This window comes from Kitasatospora sp. NPDC029312 (assembly GCF_055569215.1).
The window spans coordinates 313,865-329,478 of record NZ_JBVHXY010000002.1 but is presented as its reverse complement, the minus strand read 5'-3'; the positions used below and the strand labels follow the sequence as shown (position 1 = coordinate 329,478).

Annotated in this window: 13 protein-coding genes and 1 riboswitch; of the genes, 4 read left to right on the top strand and 9 right to left on the bottom strand. The window is 71.4% G+C overall.

From position 1 onward, the window contains the following. Positions 1-66: 66 nt before the first annotated feature. The 7 genes from ACZ4WV_RS02935 to ACZ4WV_RS02905 all read right to left on the bottom strand — a co-directional run bounded on the left by ACZ4WV_RS02935 (position 67) and on the right by ACZ4WV_RS02905 (position 8,423). Positions 67-1,113 carry an ABC transporter ATP-binding protein gene (locus tag ACZ4WV_RS02935; RefSeq protein ID WP_465742128.1) on the bottom strand — a complete coding sequence of 349 codons (1,047 nt, stop codon included), beginning with the start codon at positions 1,111-1,113 and terminating at the stop codon, positions 67-69. A gap of 34 nt (positions 1,114-1,147) precedes the next feature. After that, on the bottom strand, positions 1,148-2,218 hold the full coding sequence (locus ACZ4WV_RS02930; RefSeq protein WP_465742126.1) for an ABC transporter ATP-binding protein: 1,071 nt from the start codon (positions 2,216-2,218) through the stop codon (positions 1,148-1,150). Beyond that, positions 2,215-3,225 (bottom strand): ABC transporter permease, encoded by a 1,011-nt coding sequence (locus tag ACZ4WV_RS02925; RefSeq protein ID WP_465742124.1) that lies wholly within the window; start codon positions 3,223-3,225, stop codon positions 2,215-2,217. The genes ACZ4WV_RS02930 and ACZ4WV_RS02925 overlap by 4 nt, the downstream gene beginning before the upstream one ends. Before the next feature lie 98 nt (positions 3,226-3,323). Continuing rightward, on the bottom strand, positions 3,324-5,096 hold the full coding sequence (locus ACZ4WV_RS02920) for an ABC transporter substrate-binding protein (protein WP_465742122.1): 1,773 nt from the start codon (positions 5,094-5,096) through the stop codon (positions 3,324-3,326). Between the two features lie 52 nt (positions 5,097-5,148). Then, on the bottom strand, positions 5,149-6,138 hold the full coding sequence (locus ACZ4WV_RS02915; RefSeq protein ID WP_465742120.1) for an ABC transporter permease: 990 nt from the start codon (positions 6,136-6,138) through the stop codon (positions 5,149-5,151). A gap of 456 nt (positions 6,139-6,594) precedes the next feature. Further along, positions 6,595-7,521 carry an enhanced serine sensitivity protein SseB C-terminal domain-containing protein gene (locus ACZ4WV_RS02910; RefSeq protein ID WP_465742118.1) on the bottom strand — a complete coding sequence of 309 codons (927 nt, stop codon included), beginning with the start codon at positions 7,519-7,521 and terminating at the stop codon, positions 6,595-6,597. 116 nt (positions 7,522-7,637) lie between these two features. After that, a complete protein-coding gene (locus ACZ4WV_RS02905) occupies positions 7,638-8,423 on the bottom strand; it encodes an enhanced serine sensitivity protein SseB C-terminal domain-containing protein (protein ID WP_465742116.1) in 786 nt (261 codons plus the stop codon). A gap of 230 nt (positions 8,424-8,653) precedes the next feature. Then, a riboswitch (glycine riboswitch) is annotated at positions 8,654-8,758 on the top strand. Positions 8,759-8,989: 231 nt separating this feature from the next. Between ACZ4WV_RS02905 and gcvT the strand changes: the two genes are divergently transcribed. The 4 genes from gcvT to ACZ4WV_RS02885 all read left to right on the top strand — a co-directional run bounded on the left by gcvT (position 8,990) and on the right by ACZ4WV_RS02885 (position 13,572). Next, on the top strand, positions 8,990-10,111 hold the full coding sequence (gcvT, locus tag ACZ4WV_RS02900; protein ID WP_465742114.1) for a glycine cleavage system aminomethyltransferase GcvT: 1,122 nt from the start codon (positions 8,990-8,992) through the stop codon (positions 10,109-10,111). 121 nt (positions 10,112-10,232) lie between these two features. Next, positions 10,233-10,607, top strand: a complete 375-nt coding sequence (gene gcvH / locus ACZ4WV_RS02895) for a glycine cleavage system protein GcvH (protein ID WP_465742112.1) — start codon at positions 10,233-10,235, stop codon at positions 10,605-10,607. A gap of 130 nt (positions 10,608-10,737) precedes the next feature. After that, a complete protein-coding gene (glyA, locus tag ACZ4WV_RS02890) occupies positions 10,738-12,018 on the top strand; it encodes a serine hydroxymethyltransferase (RefSeq protein ID WP_465742110.1) in 1,281 nt (426 codons plus the stop codon). Between the two features lie 186 nt (positions 12,019-12,204). Then, positions 12,205-13,572 (top strand): L-serine ammonia-lyase, encoded by a 1,368-nt coding sequence (locus tag ACZ4WV_RS02885; protein ID WP_465742108.1) that lies wholly within the window; start codon positions 12,205-12,207, stop codon positions 13,570-13,572. Between the two features lie 43 nt (positions 13,573-13,615). On the opposite strand, the gene ACZ4WV_RS02880 is transcribed toward ACZ4WV_RS02885, so the two are convergent. Beyond that, positions 13,616-14,464 carry an EamA family transporter gene (locus tag ACZ4WV_RS02880; RefSeq protein WP_465742106.1) on the bottom strand — a complete coding sequence of 283 codons (849 nt, stop codon included), beginning with the start codon at positions 14,462-14,464 and terminating at the stop codon, positions 13,616-13,618. A 565-nt stretch (positions 14,465-15,029) separates the two neighbouring features. Next, positions 15,030-15,575, bottom strand: coding sequence for an ATP-binding protein (locus ACZ4WV_RS02875; RefSeq protein WP_465742104.1), 546 nt, complete (start codon positions 15,573-15,575; stop codon positions 15,030-15,032). Positions 15,576-15,614 lie beyond the last annotated feature (39 nt).

Genomic DNA, 15,614 nt, shown 5'->3' with positions numbered 1-15,614 from the left:
ACCTGTGCGGAACCCTCCCCTCCGCCTGCGGTCTCAGGAGGTGCCCGTACCCCCCTCCGGGCTGTGTCAGTCGCTCCCCTCGCTACCCTCCGGGAAGTGACACGCCACCTGGTGCCCGGTCTTCAGCGCCACCAGCGGCGGCTCCTGGGCGGCGCACACGTCCTGCGCCTTCCAGCAGCGCGTCCGGAACCGGCAGCCGCTGGGCGGGTTGATCGGCGAGGGCACGTCGCCCTTGAGCAGGATCCGCTCGCGCCCGGAACGCTGGCGCCGGCGCGGGTCCGGCACCGGCACCGCCGACATCAGGGCGGTGGTGTAGGGGTGCATCGGGCTGCGGTAGAGCGAGTCCCGGTCGGCGATCTCCACGACCTTGCCGAGGTACATCACCGCCACCCGGTCCGAGACGTGCCGGACCACCGAGAGGTCGTGCGCGATGATCAGGTAGGTCAGGCCCAGCTCCTGCTGGAGGTCGTCCAGCAGGTTGACCACCTGCGCCTGGATCGACACGTCCAGCGCGGAGACCGGCTCGTCCGCGACGATCATCTTGGGCTTCAGGGCGAGCGCCCGGGCGATGCCGATGCGCTGGCGCTGGCCGCCGGAGAACTCGTGCGGGTAGCGGTTGTAGTGCTCGGGGCTGAGCCCGCACAGCTCCAGCAGCTCCTGGACGGCCTTCTTGACCCCGCCCTCGGGCTGCACGCCCTGGAGCTTGAACGGCGCGCTGACGATGGTGCCGACGGTGTGCCGCGGGTTCAGCGAGGAGTACGGGTCCTGGAAGATCATCTGGATGTCGCGCCGCATCGGCCGTATCGCGCCGGCACTGAGATGGGTGATGTCGGTGCCCTCGAACTCGATCTTCCCGCCGGTGGGTTCGTCGAGCCGGGTGACCAGCCGGCCCATGGTCGACTTGCCGCAGCCGGACTCGCCGACGACGCCCAGCGTCTCGCCGGCGTTGACCGTGAAGTCGATGCCGTCGACGGCCCGCACCGCGCCGGTCTGGCGCCGCAGCAGTCCGCCGCGGATCGGGAAGTGCCGGACCAGGCCGGTCACCTTCAGCAGCGGCTCGCGCTCGGGGGCGGGCGCGGGCGCGGGGACCGCGGCCGCCTGAGTGTCCGTCATCGGTTCTCTCCAGAAAGGTGGTACGAGGCCGGGCTCACAGCCGGGGCGCGATCTCTTCGGCGAAGATGCGGTGCCGCTCGTCGGCCGGCAGGTGGCAGGCCGCGAAGTGGCCGGGCGTGGCCTCGGCCAGCACCGGGACCTCGTCGGTGGAACGTCCGCCGGTCAGCTGGGCGTACGGGCAGCGCGGGTGGAAGGCGCAGCCGGACGGCACGTTGATCAGGCTCGGCGGGGTGCCCCGGACCGGGACGAGCCGCTCCTGCAGCTCCCGGTCCAGCCGCGGCATCGATCCCAACAGGCCCCAGGTGTAGGGGTGTTCGGGGGCGTCGAAGAGGGTGTCGGCGGGGCCGCGCTCGACGCACTTGCCGCCGTACATCACCAGGATGTCGTCGGCCAGCTCGGCGACCACCCCGAGGTCGTGGGTGATGATGATGACGGCGGAGCCGAACTCCTCCTGGAGGTCGCGGATGAGGTCCAGGATCTGCGCCTGGACGGTGACGTCCAGGGCGGTGGTGGGCTCGTCGGCGATCAGCAGCGAGGGGTCGTTGACCAGCGCCATGGCGATCATCGCGCGCTGGCGCATGCCGCCGGAGAACTGGTGCGGGTAGTCGTCCACCCGGCGGTCGGGCTGCGGGATGCCGACCCGGTCGAGCATCTCGATCGCGCGGGTGCGGGCCTGCTTCTTGGAGGCCTGGGGGTGGTGCACCCGGTACGCCTCGACGATCTGCTGCCCGACCGTGTAGTAGGGGTGCATCGCGGTCAGCGGGTCCTGGAAGATCATCGCCATTTCGCGGCCGCGCAGTTGGCGCACCCGGTCCGGTCCGGCGGCGATCAGTTCCTCGCCGCCCAGCCGGATCTCGCCGGTGATCCGGGCCCGCTTGGAGCGGTGCAGGCCCATGATGCCCAGCGAGGTGACGGACTTGCCGGAGCCCGACTCGCCGACGATGCCCAGGGTGCGGCCCTTGTGGACGTCGAAGCTGACCCCGTCCACCGAGCGGACCAGGCCGTCGTCGGTGTCGAAGTGGATCCGCAGGTCGCGGACGGAGAGGAACGGGTCGCCCGACGGGGGCGACGCGGCGTCCGCCGGGGTCTTCTGGAGCTCGGTCACGAGAGCCTCACGCGGGGGTCGACGAGGGCGTACAGGAGGTCGACCACGAGGTTGCAGACGACGATGAAGAAGGCGGCCAGCAGGGTGACGCCGAGGACCTTGGGCAGGTCGTTGTCGGTGATCGCCTGGACGGCGAACTGGCCGACGCCCTTGAGCGAGAAGACCTGTTCGGTGATCAGCGCACCGCCGAGCAGCAGGCCGAGGTCCATGCCGAAGATGGTGACGATGGGGGTGAGCGCGGAGCGCAGGCCGTGCTTGACGACCACCTTGCGCTCGACCAGGCCCTTGGCGCGGGCGGTGCGGATGTAGTCCTCGCTCATCGTCTCCAGCATCCCGGCGCGGGTGAGCCGGGCGTAGAGCGCGGAGTAGAGGAAGGCCAGCGAGATCCACGGCAGGATCAGGTTGCGGGCCCACATCAGCGGGTCGGAGGTGAAGTCGACGTACTCGAGGTTGTCCAGGATCGGCCACTCGTAGCTGAAGACCGTCAGCAGCAGGGCGCCGGTGAAGAAGACCGGCAGCGAGACGCCGGCCAGCGCGACGCCCATCGAGAGCCGGTCGAAGATCGAGCGCGGCTTGAGCGCGGAGATCACACCGGTGGTGACGCCGGAGATCAGCCAGAGCACCGCCGCGCCGATGGCGAGCGAGATGGTGACCGGGATCCGGCTGGTCATCTCCGGCCAGACCTCCAGGTGGTTCTTGAAGGAGTAGCCGAAGCAGGGCACGTGGCAGGTGGCCGGTTCCGGCCCGAACTTGTACTCGGCGCCGCTGACCAGGCCCTTCAGGAAGTGCCAGTACTGGGTGTACAGCGGCTGGTCGAAGCCGAGGTTCTGTTTGACCGCCGCGATCGCCTCGGGCGACGGGTTCTTCCCGATGTACTGCGCGGCCAGCTGGTCGGTGGTCTCGCCGGCGAAGCGCGGGAGCAGGAAGAAGATCGCGAAGGTGACCGCGCTGACGACCAGCAGCAGCACCGCGGCCGCGAGGATCCTGCGGATGATGTAGGCAAACACAGTTGGGCGGCTCCGGCGGCCCGCCGCCGTCCGGGGTCTGCCGGACGGCGGCGGGCGCCGCTGCCTTCACCTGCCTTCAGGGATGCGGAGCCAGGCTCTTACTTGGTGGTGCCGATGTTCAGGTAGTCGTACTCACCCGAGAAAGCCGAGGTGGAGGCGACGTTGGTGGCGGTGTCCGAGCGGTACAGGAAGACCTTGAAGTCGGTCAGCGGCACGTAGGAGGCGGACTCCATGACCTTCTTGTCGATGTCGCCGTAGATCTTCTCGCGGGCGGCCTGGTCGGAGTTGACCGCGGCGTCGTCGAGCAGCTTGTTGACGGCCGGGTCGTCCAGCTGGGCGAGGTTGCTGTTGCCGGACGGCTTGATGGCGCGGCCGTCGACGATCTGCTGCAGGAAGCCGTAGCCGGTCGGCCAGTCGGCGCCCCACTGCATCATCATCAGACCGATGTTGTGGTCCTGGGTGAACTGCGGGGCACCGGCCGAGTCGGTCAGGTACTTGCCCTGCGGGTACTGCTGGATCTCGACGTTGATGCCGATGTTCTTCAGCTGGGCCTGGATCGCGGTGGCCGCGGCGACCTCGGTGGCGCGCTCGGTGCGGGCGGACAGGACGGTGGTGAAGCCGCCGTCCTTGCCGCAGGCCTTCAGGGAGTCCTTGGCCTTGGCCTGGTCACCCTTGTTGTCCTTGGTCTCGTACAGGTTGAAGTCCTGGTGGCCCGGGATGTCCGGCGGCAGGACGGTGTTGGCGATCTGGCCGCGGATCGGGCCGCCGAGCGCGGTCTGCACCGAGACCTTGTCGATCGCGTACTGGACGGCCTTGCGGCACTCCAGGTTGTCGAACGGCGCGACCTTGGTGTTGATCGCCATGTAGACCAGCCGGCCGCCGTAGGCGTTGTCGGTCTTGGCCTTGAGCTTCGGGTCGCGCAGGATCTGCGCCTGGGTCTGCGGGTCGACGCCGCCGCCCACCAGGTCGACCTGGGCGTTGCCGGCCAGCAGGTCCTTGTCGATGGTGGCCTGGTCGATGTTCATCTTGAGCACGATCTTGTCCGGCAGCTGCTTCCGGATCGGGTCGGTGCTCTTGTCCCAGTTGGTGTTCGGCACCAGGACGGCCTGCTTGCCGTCCTCGTAGGACTCGAACTTGAAGGAGCCCGAGGACACGATGTGCTTCACGTAGTCGGCACCGGTGTCCTTCGCCTGCGGGACCGGCGCGGTCTGCGGGGCGCTGACCAGGTAGTCGAAGTCGGCGAAGGGGTGCTTCAGGTGGAAGACGACCGTGGTGTCGTCCGGCGTCTCGATCGAGTTCAGGCCGCCGTCCTTGTCCTTGTACGGACCCTGGTACGGCGTCGCGTTGTCGACCAGCAGGTCGTGGAAGTAGGTCGGGCCGTTCGAGTTCACCTCGGGCGCGAAGTTCGAGCGCTCCACGGCGTACTTGACGTCCTTGGAGGTGATCGCCGTGCCGTCGTCGTACTTCAGGCCGGCGCGCAGCTTGTACGTCCAGGTCAGGCCGTCGGCACTGGGCTTGCCCATCGACTCGGCGAGGTCCGGCACCAGCTTGTTGCCGTCGGCGCCGGCCGCCGGGTTGAAGGTGGTCAGCGAACGGGCGTACAGGCGCGAGAAGTTGTAGATGTACGCATAGTAGGTGTTGCCCGGGTCGAGCGAGTCCGGGGTGCCCTTCATCTCGTAGGTGACCGTCCCGCCCTTCTTGTCCGAGACGTTGACGATCTGCTTGGTGGCCGCGTCGGCACCACTGCCGTCGTTCGAGCCGGCGGAGGAGGACTTGCCGTCGCCGCTCTTCGAGCTGGACGAACAGCCGGTCACGACCAGGACAACGGCGGCGGCCGCGGCGGTCAACGCGACGGTACGGGACCTACGCATGGGTGAGATCAACCCCTTGAGGATGTGGAGGAAGGAGAATTCCGACGCCGGGTCAGTTGCTCTTGGGATCGAGGGCGTCACGAAGCCCGTCGCCGAGCAGGTTGAACGCGAGCACGGTGATGAAGATCGCCAGGCCCGGTACCACCATGTACTGGGGGTCCACCTGGTAGTAGTTCTTCGCGTCGGCGAGCATGCCGCCCCAGGAGGACTGCGGGGGCTGGATGCCGACACCGAGGAAGCTCAGCCCGGCCTCGAAGAGGATGTTCGTCGGGATCAGCAGGGTCGAGTACACCAGGATCGGCCCGACCAGGTTCGGCAGCAGTTCCTTGAACAGGATGAACGGGCCGCGGGCGCCGAGGCTGCGGGCGGCGTGGACGAACTCCCGCTCGCGCAGCGAGAGGGTCTGTCCGCGCACGATCCGGCCCATGTAGGGCCAGTTGAAGAAGCCGATGACGAAGATCAGCACCATGAGGTGCAGCGGGAGGCCGTGCAGGCCGAACGCGCCGCCCTGGAGCGAGGCGGAGATCGCGATGGCGAAGAGCAGCAGCGGGAACGCCAGGAAGACGTCCATCAGGCGGCTGATCACGTTGTCCACCCAGCCGCCGTAGTAGCCGGCCATCACGCCCAGCACGGTGCCGAGGGTGTTGGACAGCAGGGTCGCGCCGAAGGCGACCAGGAGGGAGACCCAGGAGCCGTCGACCACCCGGGCGAGCAGGTCACGACCCTGCAGCGGGTCGATGCCGAGCAGGTGGTCCCCGCTCATCCCGCCCCAGTCCCCGAGCGGCAGGCCGCCGAGGTCGGCGTCCAGCAGGTCCGGGTTCGGCTGGTCGGGGTCGAGTCCGAACAGGGCCTCGATCGGCCCGGACAGCACGGCGAGCAGGATCAGCAGGATCACCACGATGCCGCCGGCGACGGCGGCCTTGTCCCGCTTGAAGCGGGTCCAGGCGATCCGACCGAGGGAACGGCCCTCGATCGTCTTGGCCGGGCTCGCGGTGGCTGGCGCCTCCGGTTCGTGCCCGGCGGTGGTCACGGATGCGGTCATGGTCAGTTGGTCCCCTCGCCGACGGTGGCCGGCCCACGGGTGCCGGGCGCCGGCTTCGGCGGTGCGGCTGCGGACGTGCGGAGGTGCTTAGGAGGAGCGGGTGCGCGCGGCAGTGCGTCGTGCACAGGCACTGCCACCACGCGGGATGGGCGTCGCGTGGTCGAGCTGTCGGCGTGCGCGCTCACCTTTGTGGGGTTTCCAGTACGCGCGATGCGTTGCGCAGAACTCTCTGTCATGCGAACTGGCTTGCGCCAGCCCTGACAACCGACAGATGCCCAACTGTGATCTGCGTGCATGCACGTCCCCGGTCTTCGGCATATCCCTCTTCACACGGCTGTAACAGGCATGTCAAGATGGGTGGACTTCGGGGACGGGAAATTCGTCCGGAAAGCACCGAAGCCGACCTGATGGTCAATCAAGTCGGCTTCGCGAATATGCCTTCGGCTGTTCCGGCAATCAGCGTCCGGGGTATCCGGGCCACGACCGAGGCGCCTGCGGCTGCCCCCAGCCCGGCGCGGGCGGCTGGGCGCCGTAGGGCCACGCCGCGGCCGGCTGCCCCGGCAGCGACTGCGCCGGGTACGGCGCCGGCGGGTACGGGCCGGCCGGCGGCCGCCCCGCCTCCCGGTCGAAGAACGGCCGGGCGTTGGCCCGCATCCACAGCGCCACCGGGTCGTACTCGTCCGCCATCGCCACCGTGGACACCGCGAGCCCCTCCGGCGCCACCGCGATCGCCCGCTGCATCAGCGCCCGCACCGCCTCCACGGCCGGCGGCGAACTCTCGTACAGGTCCAGGCCGATCGCCAGGTACGGCTCCCCCACCGTCGGCCGCACCCAGGCCCGGCGCAGCGCCCGCACCGCGCGCACCTCGCCGGCCTGCCGCTCCAGCAGCGCGAAGAACTGCTGGGCGTTCACCTGCGGCTCGCTCAGCTTCAGGGGGCCGGCCGGCAGCCGGTCCAGACCGGCGGCGATCCGCCGCAGGTCCGCCCACGGCACGCCGACCCCGCCGCCGGGCGCGTGCGGGTTGAGCCACAGGCCCCAGCGGGTGCGGTACAGCGAGGCGGCGATCTCCCGCCCGGAGATGACCTCGTGTGCTCGGGCCCAGCCGGAGGCCGTCAGCTGCTCGGGCGAGGTCACGGCCGGCGCGTAGCCGTGGCCGCTGATCTCCATGTTCCCGTACTGCGCGTCCGGGCTGCCCGGCGTGCCGTGCCAGAGCAGCATCCAGACCTGGCCGTCGGCGAGCGCGTGCAGCAGCCGCTCGTACGCGTCGTAACGCTCCGGCGCGACGTCGCGCAGGGCGCGCTCCAGCGCGCCCGGATCCGCCGGGCGCCCGGCCGGCGCCTGGCCCCAGGGGCCCGGCCCACCGCTTCCCGCTCCCGCACTCATGCGCCCACCTCGCCGCGCCTCTTTCCTCAACCCAGCCGGCCCGTCAGCCGTCTGCACGCACCCTATGGCGCGGCACCGGCCGCCGCCACGGCGACGTGCTCACGAACGATCCCCGCTCACATCCGCGTGTAGAAAGGCAGTACCCGGGTGAGCAACCACTCGACCACCGGGTCCTCGGCGAGGTCGAGCAGCACGAGGTGGACGCCGCCCGGCAGCGGCGCGGTTCCCAGCGCCCGGCCGAGCGCCTCGTTCACCGCGCCCGGGTCCGCCGGGGCGGCCGGATCCAACTGGACGCCCACGAACATCACGGTCGGCTCGCCCTCGATGCTGGCCAGTGCCCGGCGCGCGGTCAGCACTCCCGGCAGGGCCGACAGTTCGGCCCGGCAGGCGGCCAGGAAGTACTCCGGGTCCTCCCCCGGCACCGGCTCGCGCAGCGCCACCCGGCCGCCGGTCGGCGCCGCCGGCTGCTGCTCCCAGCGGTCCTCCCGCGGCCCGCGGCGCAGCTCGGCCACGCCCTGCGGCGGCACCGGGATGCCCACCGCGGCCTCGGGGTTGACCGCGATGCCCACGCCCAGCGGCAGTCCTCGGGCGAACTCCCAGGCCGGCGCTATCGCGAAGGCCATCCCCGGCGCCTGCTGCAGGAACACCTCCTGTGAGGAGAACACCGGCACGTACGGCTCCCCGGCCAGTTCGACGGTCGGCAGGTCCAGCGACTGCCCGGCCGGATCGCCCCCGGCCGGCAGCGGGATCCACACCTGGCTGCGGGCCAGCACCTCGATCACCCGCGGCGTCGCGCCCGGGTCGCCCAGCGCGGCCGTCAGCACCTGCTCCAGCTCGTTGGCCGGCCAGGCGCCGCCCGGCGGCACCGACTCCGGCCCGCCCCACCCCTGCTGCTGCTCCACCGGGTACTCCATGCGCCGCCGATCCGCCCTCGTGCCGGTCGGCCGCCCACTGCTGCGCCGACGCGCAGAAGTCTAGGCCGCGGGCAGGGTGCCGGTGGGGCACGGGTGGCGCAGGGGTTCGGTATCGGGCGGGGTGACCGGGCCCCCCTCCCCCCGCGCGCGTGGACGTGCCATGATGTGCGCGTCCGACGGCATGCGCCGCGGGCCCCCACAACTCCATACCGGCCGCTCGAACCCGCGCGGGAGAGCCCGGAGTGCCGCTCAGGCGGTACGGCCGGCGCCGAAGGAGCAAGTCCTCCCCGGAATCTCTCAGGCCCCCCTACCGCACGGGTTAGGCACATCTGGAAAGTGGCGCTCGGCCCTGTCGCGCGCCCACCCACGGTGCAAGCCGCCATGCTGTCCTGGATGCTGGAAACAGCTGCGGGCAGGTGGGCGGTGAAGCTCTCAGGTTCGACGACAGATGGGGAGACCCACGCCGCCGCATGCCCGCGCGCAGGGTCGGTCCCCGAGCGGGTCCGGTCCCGGCGCGTGCACCCCTGAGTGCCCCGACCGAGGAGTTCCTGGCCATGTCGTCCCTCCGCCTGACCGCGCTCGACGCGCTGCACCGCGCCCTCGGCGCGACCATGACCGACTTCGCCGGCTGGGACATGCCGCTGCGCTACGGCAGCGAGCGCGAGGAGCACCTCGCCGTCCGCACCAAGGCCGGTCTGTTCGACCTCTCGCACATGGGCGAGATCACCGTCACCGGCCCGCAGGCCGGCGAGATGCTGGACCACGCGCTGGTCGGCTTCGTCTCCGCGCTCGGCGTGCTGCGCGCCCGCTACACCATGATCTGCGCCGAGGACGGCGGCATCCTGGACGACCTGATCGTCTACCGGCTGCGCGAGGACGCCTTCCTGGTCGTCGCCAACGCCTCCAACGCCCAGCTGGTCCTGGACGAGCTGATCGCCCGCGCCAAGGGCTTCGACGCCGTCGTCACCGACGACCGCGACACCTACGCGCTGATCGCCGTCCAGGGCCCGGAGTCCACCGCGATCCTGGCCGGGACCACGGACGCCGACCTGCCCGGCCTGAAGTACTACGCGATCCTCCCGGCCCGGGTGGCCGACCGCGAGGTGCTGCTGGCCCGTACCGGCTACACCGGCGAGGACGGCTTCGAGATCTTCTGCCACCCGGGCGACGCCGAGGACGTCTGGCAGGCGCTGACCGCCGCCGGCGAGGGCCGCGGCCTCGTGCCGTGCGGGCTGTCCTGCCGCGACACCCTGCGCCTGGAGGCGGGCATGCCGCTGTACGGGCACGAGCTGTCCACCGACCTCACCCCCTTCGACGCGGGCCTGGGCCGGGTCGTCCGCTTCGACAAGACCACCAACGACGGCGCCTTCGTCGGCCGCAAGGCGCTGGAGCAGGCGGCCGCCGCGGCGGAGGCCAACCCGCCGAAGGTGCTGGTCGGCCTGGTGTCCGAGGGCAAGCGGGTGCCGCGCGCCGAGTACACCGTGGTCTCCACCGAGGGCGCCCCGATCGGCCGGATCACCTCGGGCGCGCCGTCCCCGACGCTGGGCAAGCCGATCGCGATGGCCTACGTCGACGCCGCCCACGCCGCCCCCGGCACCACCGTCGCGGTGGACGTGCGCGGCACGCACGAGCCGGTCGAGGTCGTGGCGCTGCCGTTCTACAAGCGCGCCCGCTGAGTCCGTCCGGCCGGGCCCGCGCGGCCCGGCCGGCACCCGCTTTCCCCATACCCGCACGTCGAAGCCGTCCGCGTGGCGGCCCGCTTCGTCGTACCCGCTTCCCATCCTGGAGAATGACGCCATGAGCAACCCCCAGCACCTGCAGTACACCGAGGAGCACGAGTGGCTGACCGCCGCTGATGACGGTGTCTCCACCATCGGCATCACCCAGCACGCCGCCGACGCGCTCGGTGACATCGTCTACGTGCAGCTGCCCGAGGTCGGCGACACCGTGACCGCCGGCGAGACCTGCGGCGAGCTGGAGTCCACCAAGTCGGTCAGCGACCTGTACTCCCCGGTGACCGGCGAGGTCACCGAGGTCAACCAGGACGTCCTGGACGACAACGGCCTGGTCAACAGCGCCCCCTTCGAGGGCGGCTGGCTGTTCAAGGTGCGGGTGGAGTCCACCGGCAAGCTGCTCAGCGCGGACGAGTACGACGCCTTCGTCAAGGCCTGACCCGTTCGTGACCGGGCGGGCCGCGCGCACGCCGGCCCGCCCCACCGCCCGGCCGTCACCCGGCACCACCCCTTGCGAGGGCGCGCTCGCACGGCACCCCTGATCCTCCTCCTCCCGGGAAGACCACACCATGACGGTTCTCAACCAGTCCCTGCACGCCCTCGACCCGGAGATCGCCGCCGCGGTCGACGCCGAGCTGCACCGCCAGCAGACCACCCTGGAGATGATCGCCTCCGAGAACTTCGCCCCGGTGGCGGTCATGGAGGCCCAGGGCTCGGTCCTCACCAACAAGTACGCCGAGGGCTACCCCGGCCGCCGCTACTACGGCGGCTGCGAGCACGTCGACGTGGTCGAGCAGATCGCGATCGACCGCGTCAAGGCCCTGTTCGGCGCCGAGCACGCCAACGTCCAGCCGCACTCGGGCGCGCAGGCCAACGCCGCCGCGATGTTCGCGCTGATCCAGCCGGGCGACACCATCCTGGGCCTGAACCTGGCCCACGGCGGTCACCTGACCCACGGCATGAAGATCAACTTCTCCGGCAAGCTCTACAACGTGGTCGCGTACCACGTGGACGAGAAGACCGGCCAGGTCGACATGGCCGAGGTCGAGCGCCTGGCCAAGGAGCACCAGCCGAAGCTGATCATCGCCGGCTGGTCCGCTTACCCGCGCCAGCTGGACTTCGCCGAGTTCCGCCGGGTCGCCGACGAGATCGGCGCCCTGCTCATGGTGGACATGGCGCACTTCGCCGGCCTGGTGGCCGCCGGGCTCCACCCGAACCCGGTGCCCTACGCGGACGTGGTCACCACGACCACCCACAAGACCCTGGGCGGCCCGCGCGGCGGCGTCATCCTGTCCAAGGCCGAGCACGCCAAGAAGATCAACTCCGCGGTCTTCCCCGGCCAGCAGGGCGGTCCGCTGGAGCACGTGATCGCGGGCAAGGCCGTCGCCTTCAAGGTCGCCGCCTCGGAGGAGTTCAAGGAGCGCCAGCAGCGCACCCTCGAGGGCGCCAGGATCCTCGCCGAGCGCCTGCTGCGCGAGGACGTCGCCGAGGCCGGCGCCACGGTGCTGTCCGGCGGCACCGACGTCCACCTGGTCCTGGTCGACCTGCGCAACAGCCGGCTCGACGGCCAGCAGGCCGAGGACCGCCTGCACGAGGTCGGCATCACGGTCAACCGCAACGCCGTCCCGAACGACCCGCGCCCGCCGATGGTCACCTCGGGCCTGCGCATCGGCACCCCGGCCCTGGCCACCCGCGGCTTCCGGGCCGAGGACTTCCGCGAGGTCGCCGACATCATCGCCGAGGCGCTCAAGCCCGCCTTCGACGAGACCGTCGCCGCCGGCCTCAGGGCCCGCGCCACCGCGCTGGCCGAGAAGTACCCGCTCTACCCGAACCTGGCCAACCAGGAGTGATCCGGCCCCGTCCGGTTCACCGGGCACAGGGCCGCCCCGGGTGACCGGCCTCACTCCGCCGGTGCACCTGGGACTCCGGGGCACCGCGCACACTGGACAGTGCGCGCGGTGCCCCGTCCCGTGTCGGCCCCCGCCCCGCCCCTTCCGCAGCACAGTCCTTCCACGAGACCAGACAAGGACGTCCCCGTGGCCATCAGCGTCTTCGACCTCTTCTCCGTCGGCATCGGCCCGTCGAGTTCCCACACCGTCGGCCCGATGCGCGCGGCCCGGATGTTCGCCCGCCGGCTGCGCTCGGAAGGCCTGCTGCCCCGGGTCACGGCCGTGCGCGCCGAGCTGTACGGCTCGCTGGGCGCCACCGGCCACGGCCACGGCACCCCGAAGGCCGTCCTGCTGGGCCTGGAGGGCAACTCGCCGCGCACCGTCGACGTCGACCAGGCCGACAAGGACGTCGAGCGGATCACCGCCGAGAAGCGGATCACCCTGCTCGGCGAGCACCCCATCGACTTCGACACCGACAGCCAGCTGGTCCTGCACCGGCGCCGCTCGCTGCCGTACCACGCCAACGGCATGACCCTGTGGGCGTTCGCGGCGGACGGCTCCACGCTGCTGGAGAAGACCTACTACTCGGTCGGCGGCGGCTTCGTCGTGGACGAGGACGCGATCGGCGCGGACCGGGTCAAGCCCGACGACACCGTGCTGCGCTACCCCTTCCGCACCGGCGAGGAGCTGCTGCGGCTCACCCGGGAGACCGGGCTGTCGATCTCCGGCCTGATGCTGGAGAACGAGAAGGCCTGGCGCAGCGAGGCGGAGATCCGGGCCGGGCTGCTGGAGATCTGGTCCGTGATGCAGGAGTGCGTGCGGGCCGGCATGACCCGCGAGGGCATCCTGCCGGGCGGCCTGAAGGTCCGCCGCCGCGCCGCCGCCGCGGCCCGGGCGCTGCGCGCCGAGGGGATCGGTCCGGCCAACGCGATGGAGTGGGTGACCCTCTACGCCATGGCGGTCAACGAGGAGAACGCCTCCGGCCGCCGGGTCGTCACCGCGCCGACCAACGGCGCGGCGGGCATCATCCCGGCCGTCCTGCACTACTACCTGAACTTCATCCCGGGTGCTGACGAGGACGGCATCGTCCGCTTCCTGCTCGCGGCGGGCGCCATCGGCATGCTCTTCAAGGAGAACGCCTCCATCTCCGGCGCCGAGGTCGGCTGCCAGGGCGAGGTCGGCTCCGCCTGCTCGATGGCCGCCGGCGGCCTCGCCGAGGTCCTCGGCGGCACCCCCGAGCAGGTCGAGAACGCCGCCGAGATCGGCATCGAACACAACCTCGGCCTCACCTGCGACCCGGTCGGCGGCCTGGTCCAGATCCCCTGCATCGAGCGCAACGGCATGGCCTCGGTCAAGGCCGTCACCGCGGCCCGGATGGCCCTGCGCGGCGACGGGCGGCACCACGTCTCGCTGGACAAGGCGATCAAGACGATGAAGGAGACCGGGGCCGACATGAAGATCAAGTACAAGGAGACCTCCCGCGGCGGCCTCGCCGTTAACGTCATCGAGTGCTGATCCCGGCGGCCCCGGGCCGTCCGCCCCGGGGCCGCCGGCCCGGCTACCCGGCGAGGAAGGCCAGGCCGCCGGCCAGGACCGCGAGGCCGCACCAGGAGAGCGCCGGCAGCCGCTCCCCCAGGGCGGCGACGCCGAGGACGGCGGCGACGGCGGGTTCGGCGAGGGTGAGGGTGGTGGCGGTCCGGGCCGGGGTGCGGCGCAGGCCGTGGCCGAACAGCCGGTAGGCGAGGAAGGTGGTGATCACCGCGAGGTGGAGCACGACGCCCGCCCCGCGCACCGAGAGCAGCCAGCCGGTCGGGCCGGCCGCCAGCACCGGCAGCACCAGCAGCGCGGCAGCACCGAACATCGCGCCCATCACCCCGCCGGACGGGTGCCCGGCCGTGATCAGCCGGCCGCCGATCAGCGAGTACACCGCGTACGAGAGCCCGGACAGCGCCGCCAGCAGCACGCCGACCAGGTCCGTCGACGCGCCGCCGCCGGCGAGTTCGGGCCCCAGCACCAGCACCGCACAGCCCAGCACCGCGAGCGCCGTGGCCCCGGCCCAGCGCGCACCGGGCCGGCCCTGCCGGGCGAGCCACCCGAGCAGCCCGGTGAACACCGGCGCGCTCCCCAGCGCGATCACCGTGGCCACCGCCACCCCGGTGCGGGCCACCGCCGGGTAGAAGCTGAGCGGGTATCCCGTGACCGCGACGGCCCCCAGCACCAGGAGCCACCGCTCGCGCACCGTGCACCGCCGCGGCAGCACCCGGGCGGTGCGGTCGGTGACGAACAGCAGCAACCCGCCGAGCACCAGGGCGGCGGAGCCGATCCCGGTCGCCGGGGCGGCGGCGGGCGCCAGCGAGCCGACGGTCCCGGTGGTGCCCCAGAGCAGCGCGGCGGCCAGGATGGGCACCGGCCCGTCGAGCGGGCGGAGGCGGCGGGCCGCGGGGGCCAAGGGGGTACGGGCGGGCGCAGACAAACGATTCGGCACAGTCGTGAACTTCCGTCGTCGAAATCCGTCAGGAGGAGTCGGTTTCGAAACGGGCGCACACCGCCGCCCCCGGGCCTCGGCAGAAGCCGGGCGGGGTCGGGAGTTCAGCTCACCAGCGCGTACGCCCGCTCAGGCGGACAGCGGTGGCAGCGCGACGCGCCAGTACGAGTTCACGGGCCCGATGGTAGCGGTCGGTGAGGGGATCCGTGCGATCATGAATATTCACAGGTAATCGCGTTAACCTATGCAAATTCTCAAGGTGAACTAGGTTACAAACCTTGCAATCCAAGCCGACCGGTTTGCCCACATGCTGAGATCGTGCGATAGTCGAGGCATCGACTTCGGCGGGCCCGACCTGGCACTGCCGACGCCCATCGCGCGGCACGCACCCCCTTGGCCGGCGCGATGACTTGCAGGGGCCCCCATCCGCCGGAACACGGCGAATCCGGGGGCCCCGCGCGTATCCCGGGCCCGACGCGGCACCGCCTCACTGCCGGTCGCGCACCCGCAGCTCGAACCAGACGCCCTTGCCGCGCGGCAACAGGTCCGCGCCCCACCGGTCGGCCAGGTCGTCGACGATCTTCAGCCCGCGGCCGCCCTCGTTCACCGGCCGGGCCTCGGCCAGGATCATGCACGGCAGCGCGCGCGAGGAGTCGCGGACCTCGATCCTCAGCCACCCGGGCTTGCGGCTGACATGGAGGCCGATGGTGCGCCCGGCGGCGTGCCGCACCGCGTTGGACACCAGCTCGCTGGTGAGCAACTCGCCCGCCTCCAGGTGCTGGTGGAGCTCCCAGGACTCCAGGACGTTCAGCACCAGCCGACGGGCCACCGGGCCCGACTCCGGCCGGGACGGCAACCGCACCTCGTTCGGCGCGGACTGATCGCACAGCCTGCCGGAATACATCTCCTGCAGCTCCTCGGAGCTCAGCCGCTCGAGCGCCGAGAGCGCTCCGTGGACGTCGATCCAGGACGCCTCGGCGACCACGCCGGCCCCGGGAACCGATGACTGATCTGTTTCGCCCCAACCCGCCATGCGGACCATCATTGCGGAACGCAAGCAGCCGCGTACGGA

Coding starts and splice junctions, on each gene's coding strand:
- ACZ4WV_RS02935 (WP_465742128.1), bottom strand. CDS start 1,113: ATGACGGACACTCAGGCGGCCGCGGTCCCCGCGCCCGCGCCCGCCCCC.
- ACZ4WV_RS02920 (WP_465742122.1), bottom strand. CDS start 5,096: ATGCGTAGGTCCCGTACCGTCGCGTTGACCGCCGCGGCCGCCGCCGTT.
- ACZ4WV_RS02915 (WP_465742120.1), bottom strand. CDS start 6,138: ATGACCGCATCCGTGACCACCGCCGGGCACGAACCGGAGGCGCCAGCC.
- ACZ4WV_RS02910 (WP_465742118.1), bottom strand. CDS start 7,521: ATGAGTGCGGGAGCGGGAAGCGGTGGGCCGGGCCCCTGGGGCCAGGCG.
- gcvT (WP_465742114.1), top strand. CDS start 8,990: ATGTCGTCCCTCCGCCTGACCGCGCTCGACGCGCTGCACCGCGCCCTC.
- gcvH (WP_465742112.1), top strand. CDS start 10,233: ATGAGCAACCCCCAGCACCTGCAGTACACCGAGGAGCACGAGTGGCTG.
- glyA (WP_465742110.1), top strand. CDS start 10,738: ATGACGGTTCTCAACCAGTCCCTGCACGCCCTCGACCCGGAGATCGCC.
- ACZ4WV_RS02875 (WP_465742104.1), bottom strand. CDS start 15,575: ATGGCGGGTTGGGGCGAAACAGATCAGTCATCGGTTCCCGGGGCCGGC.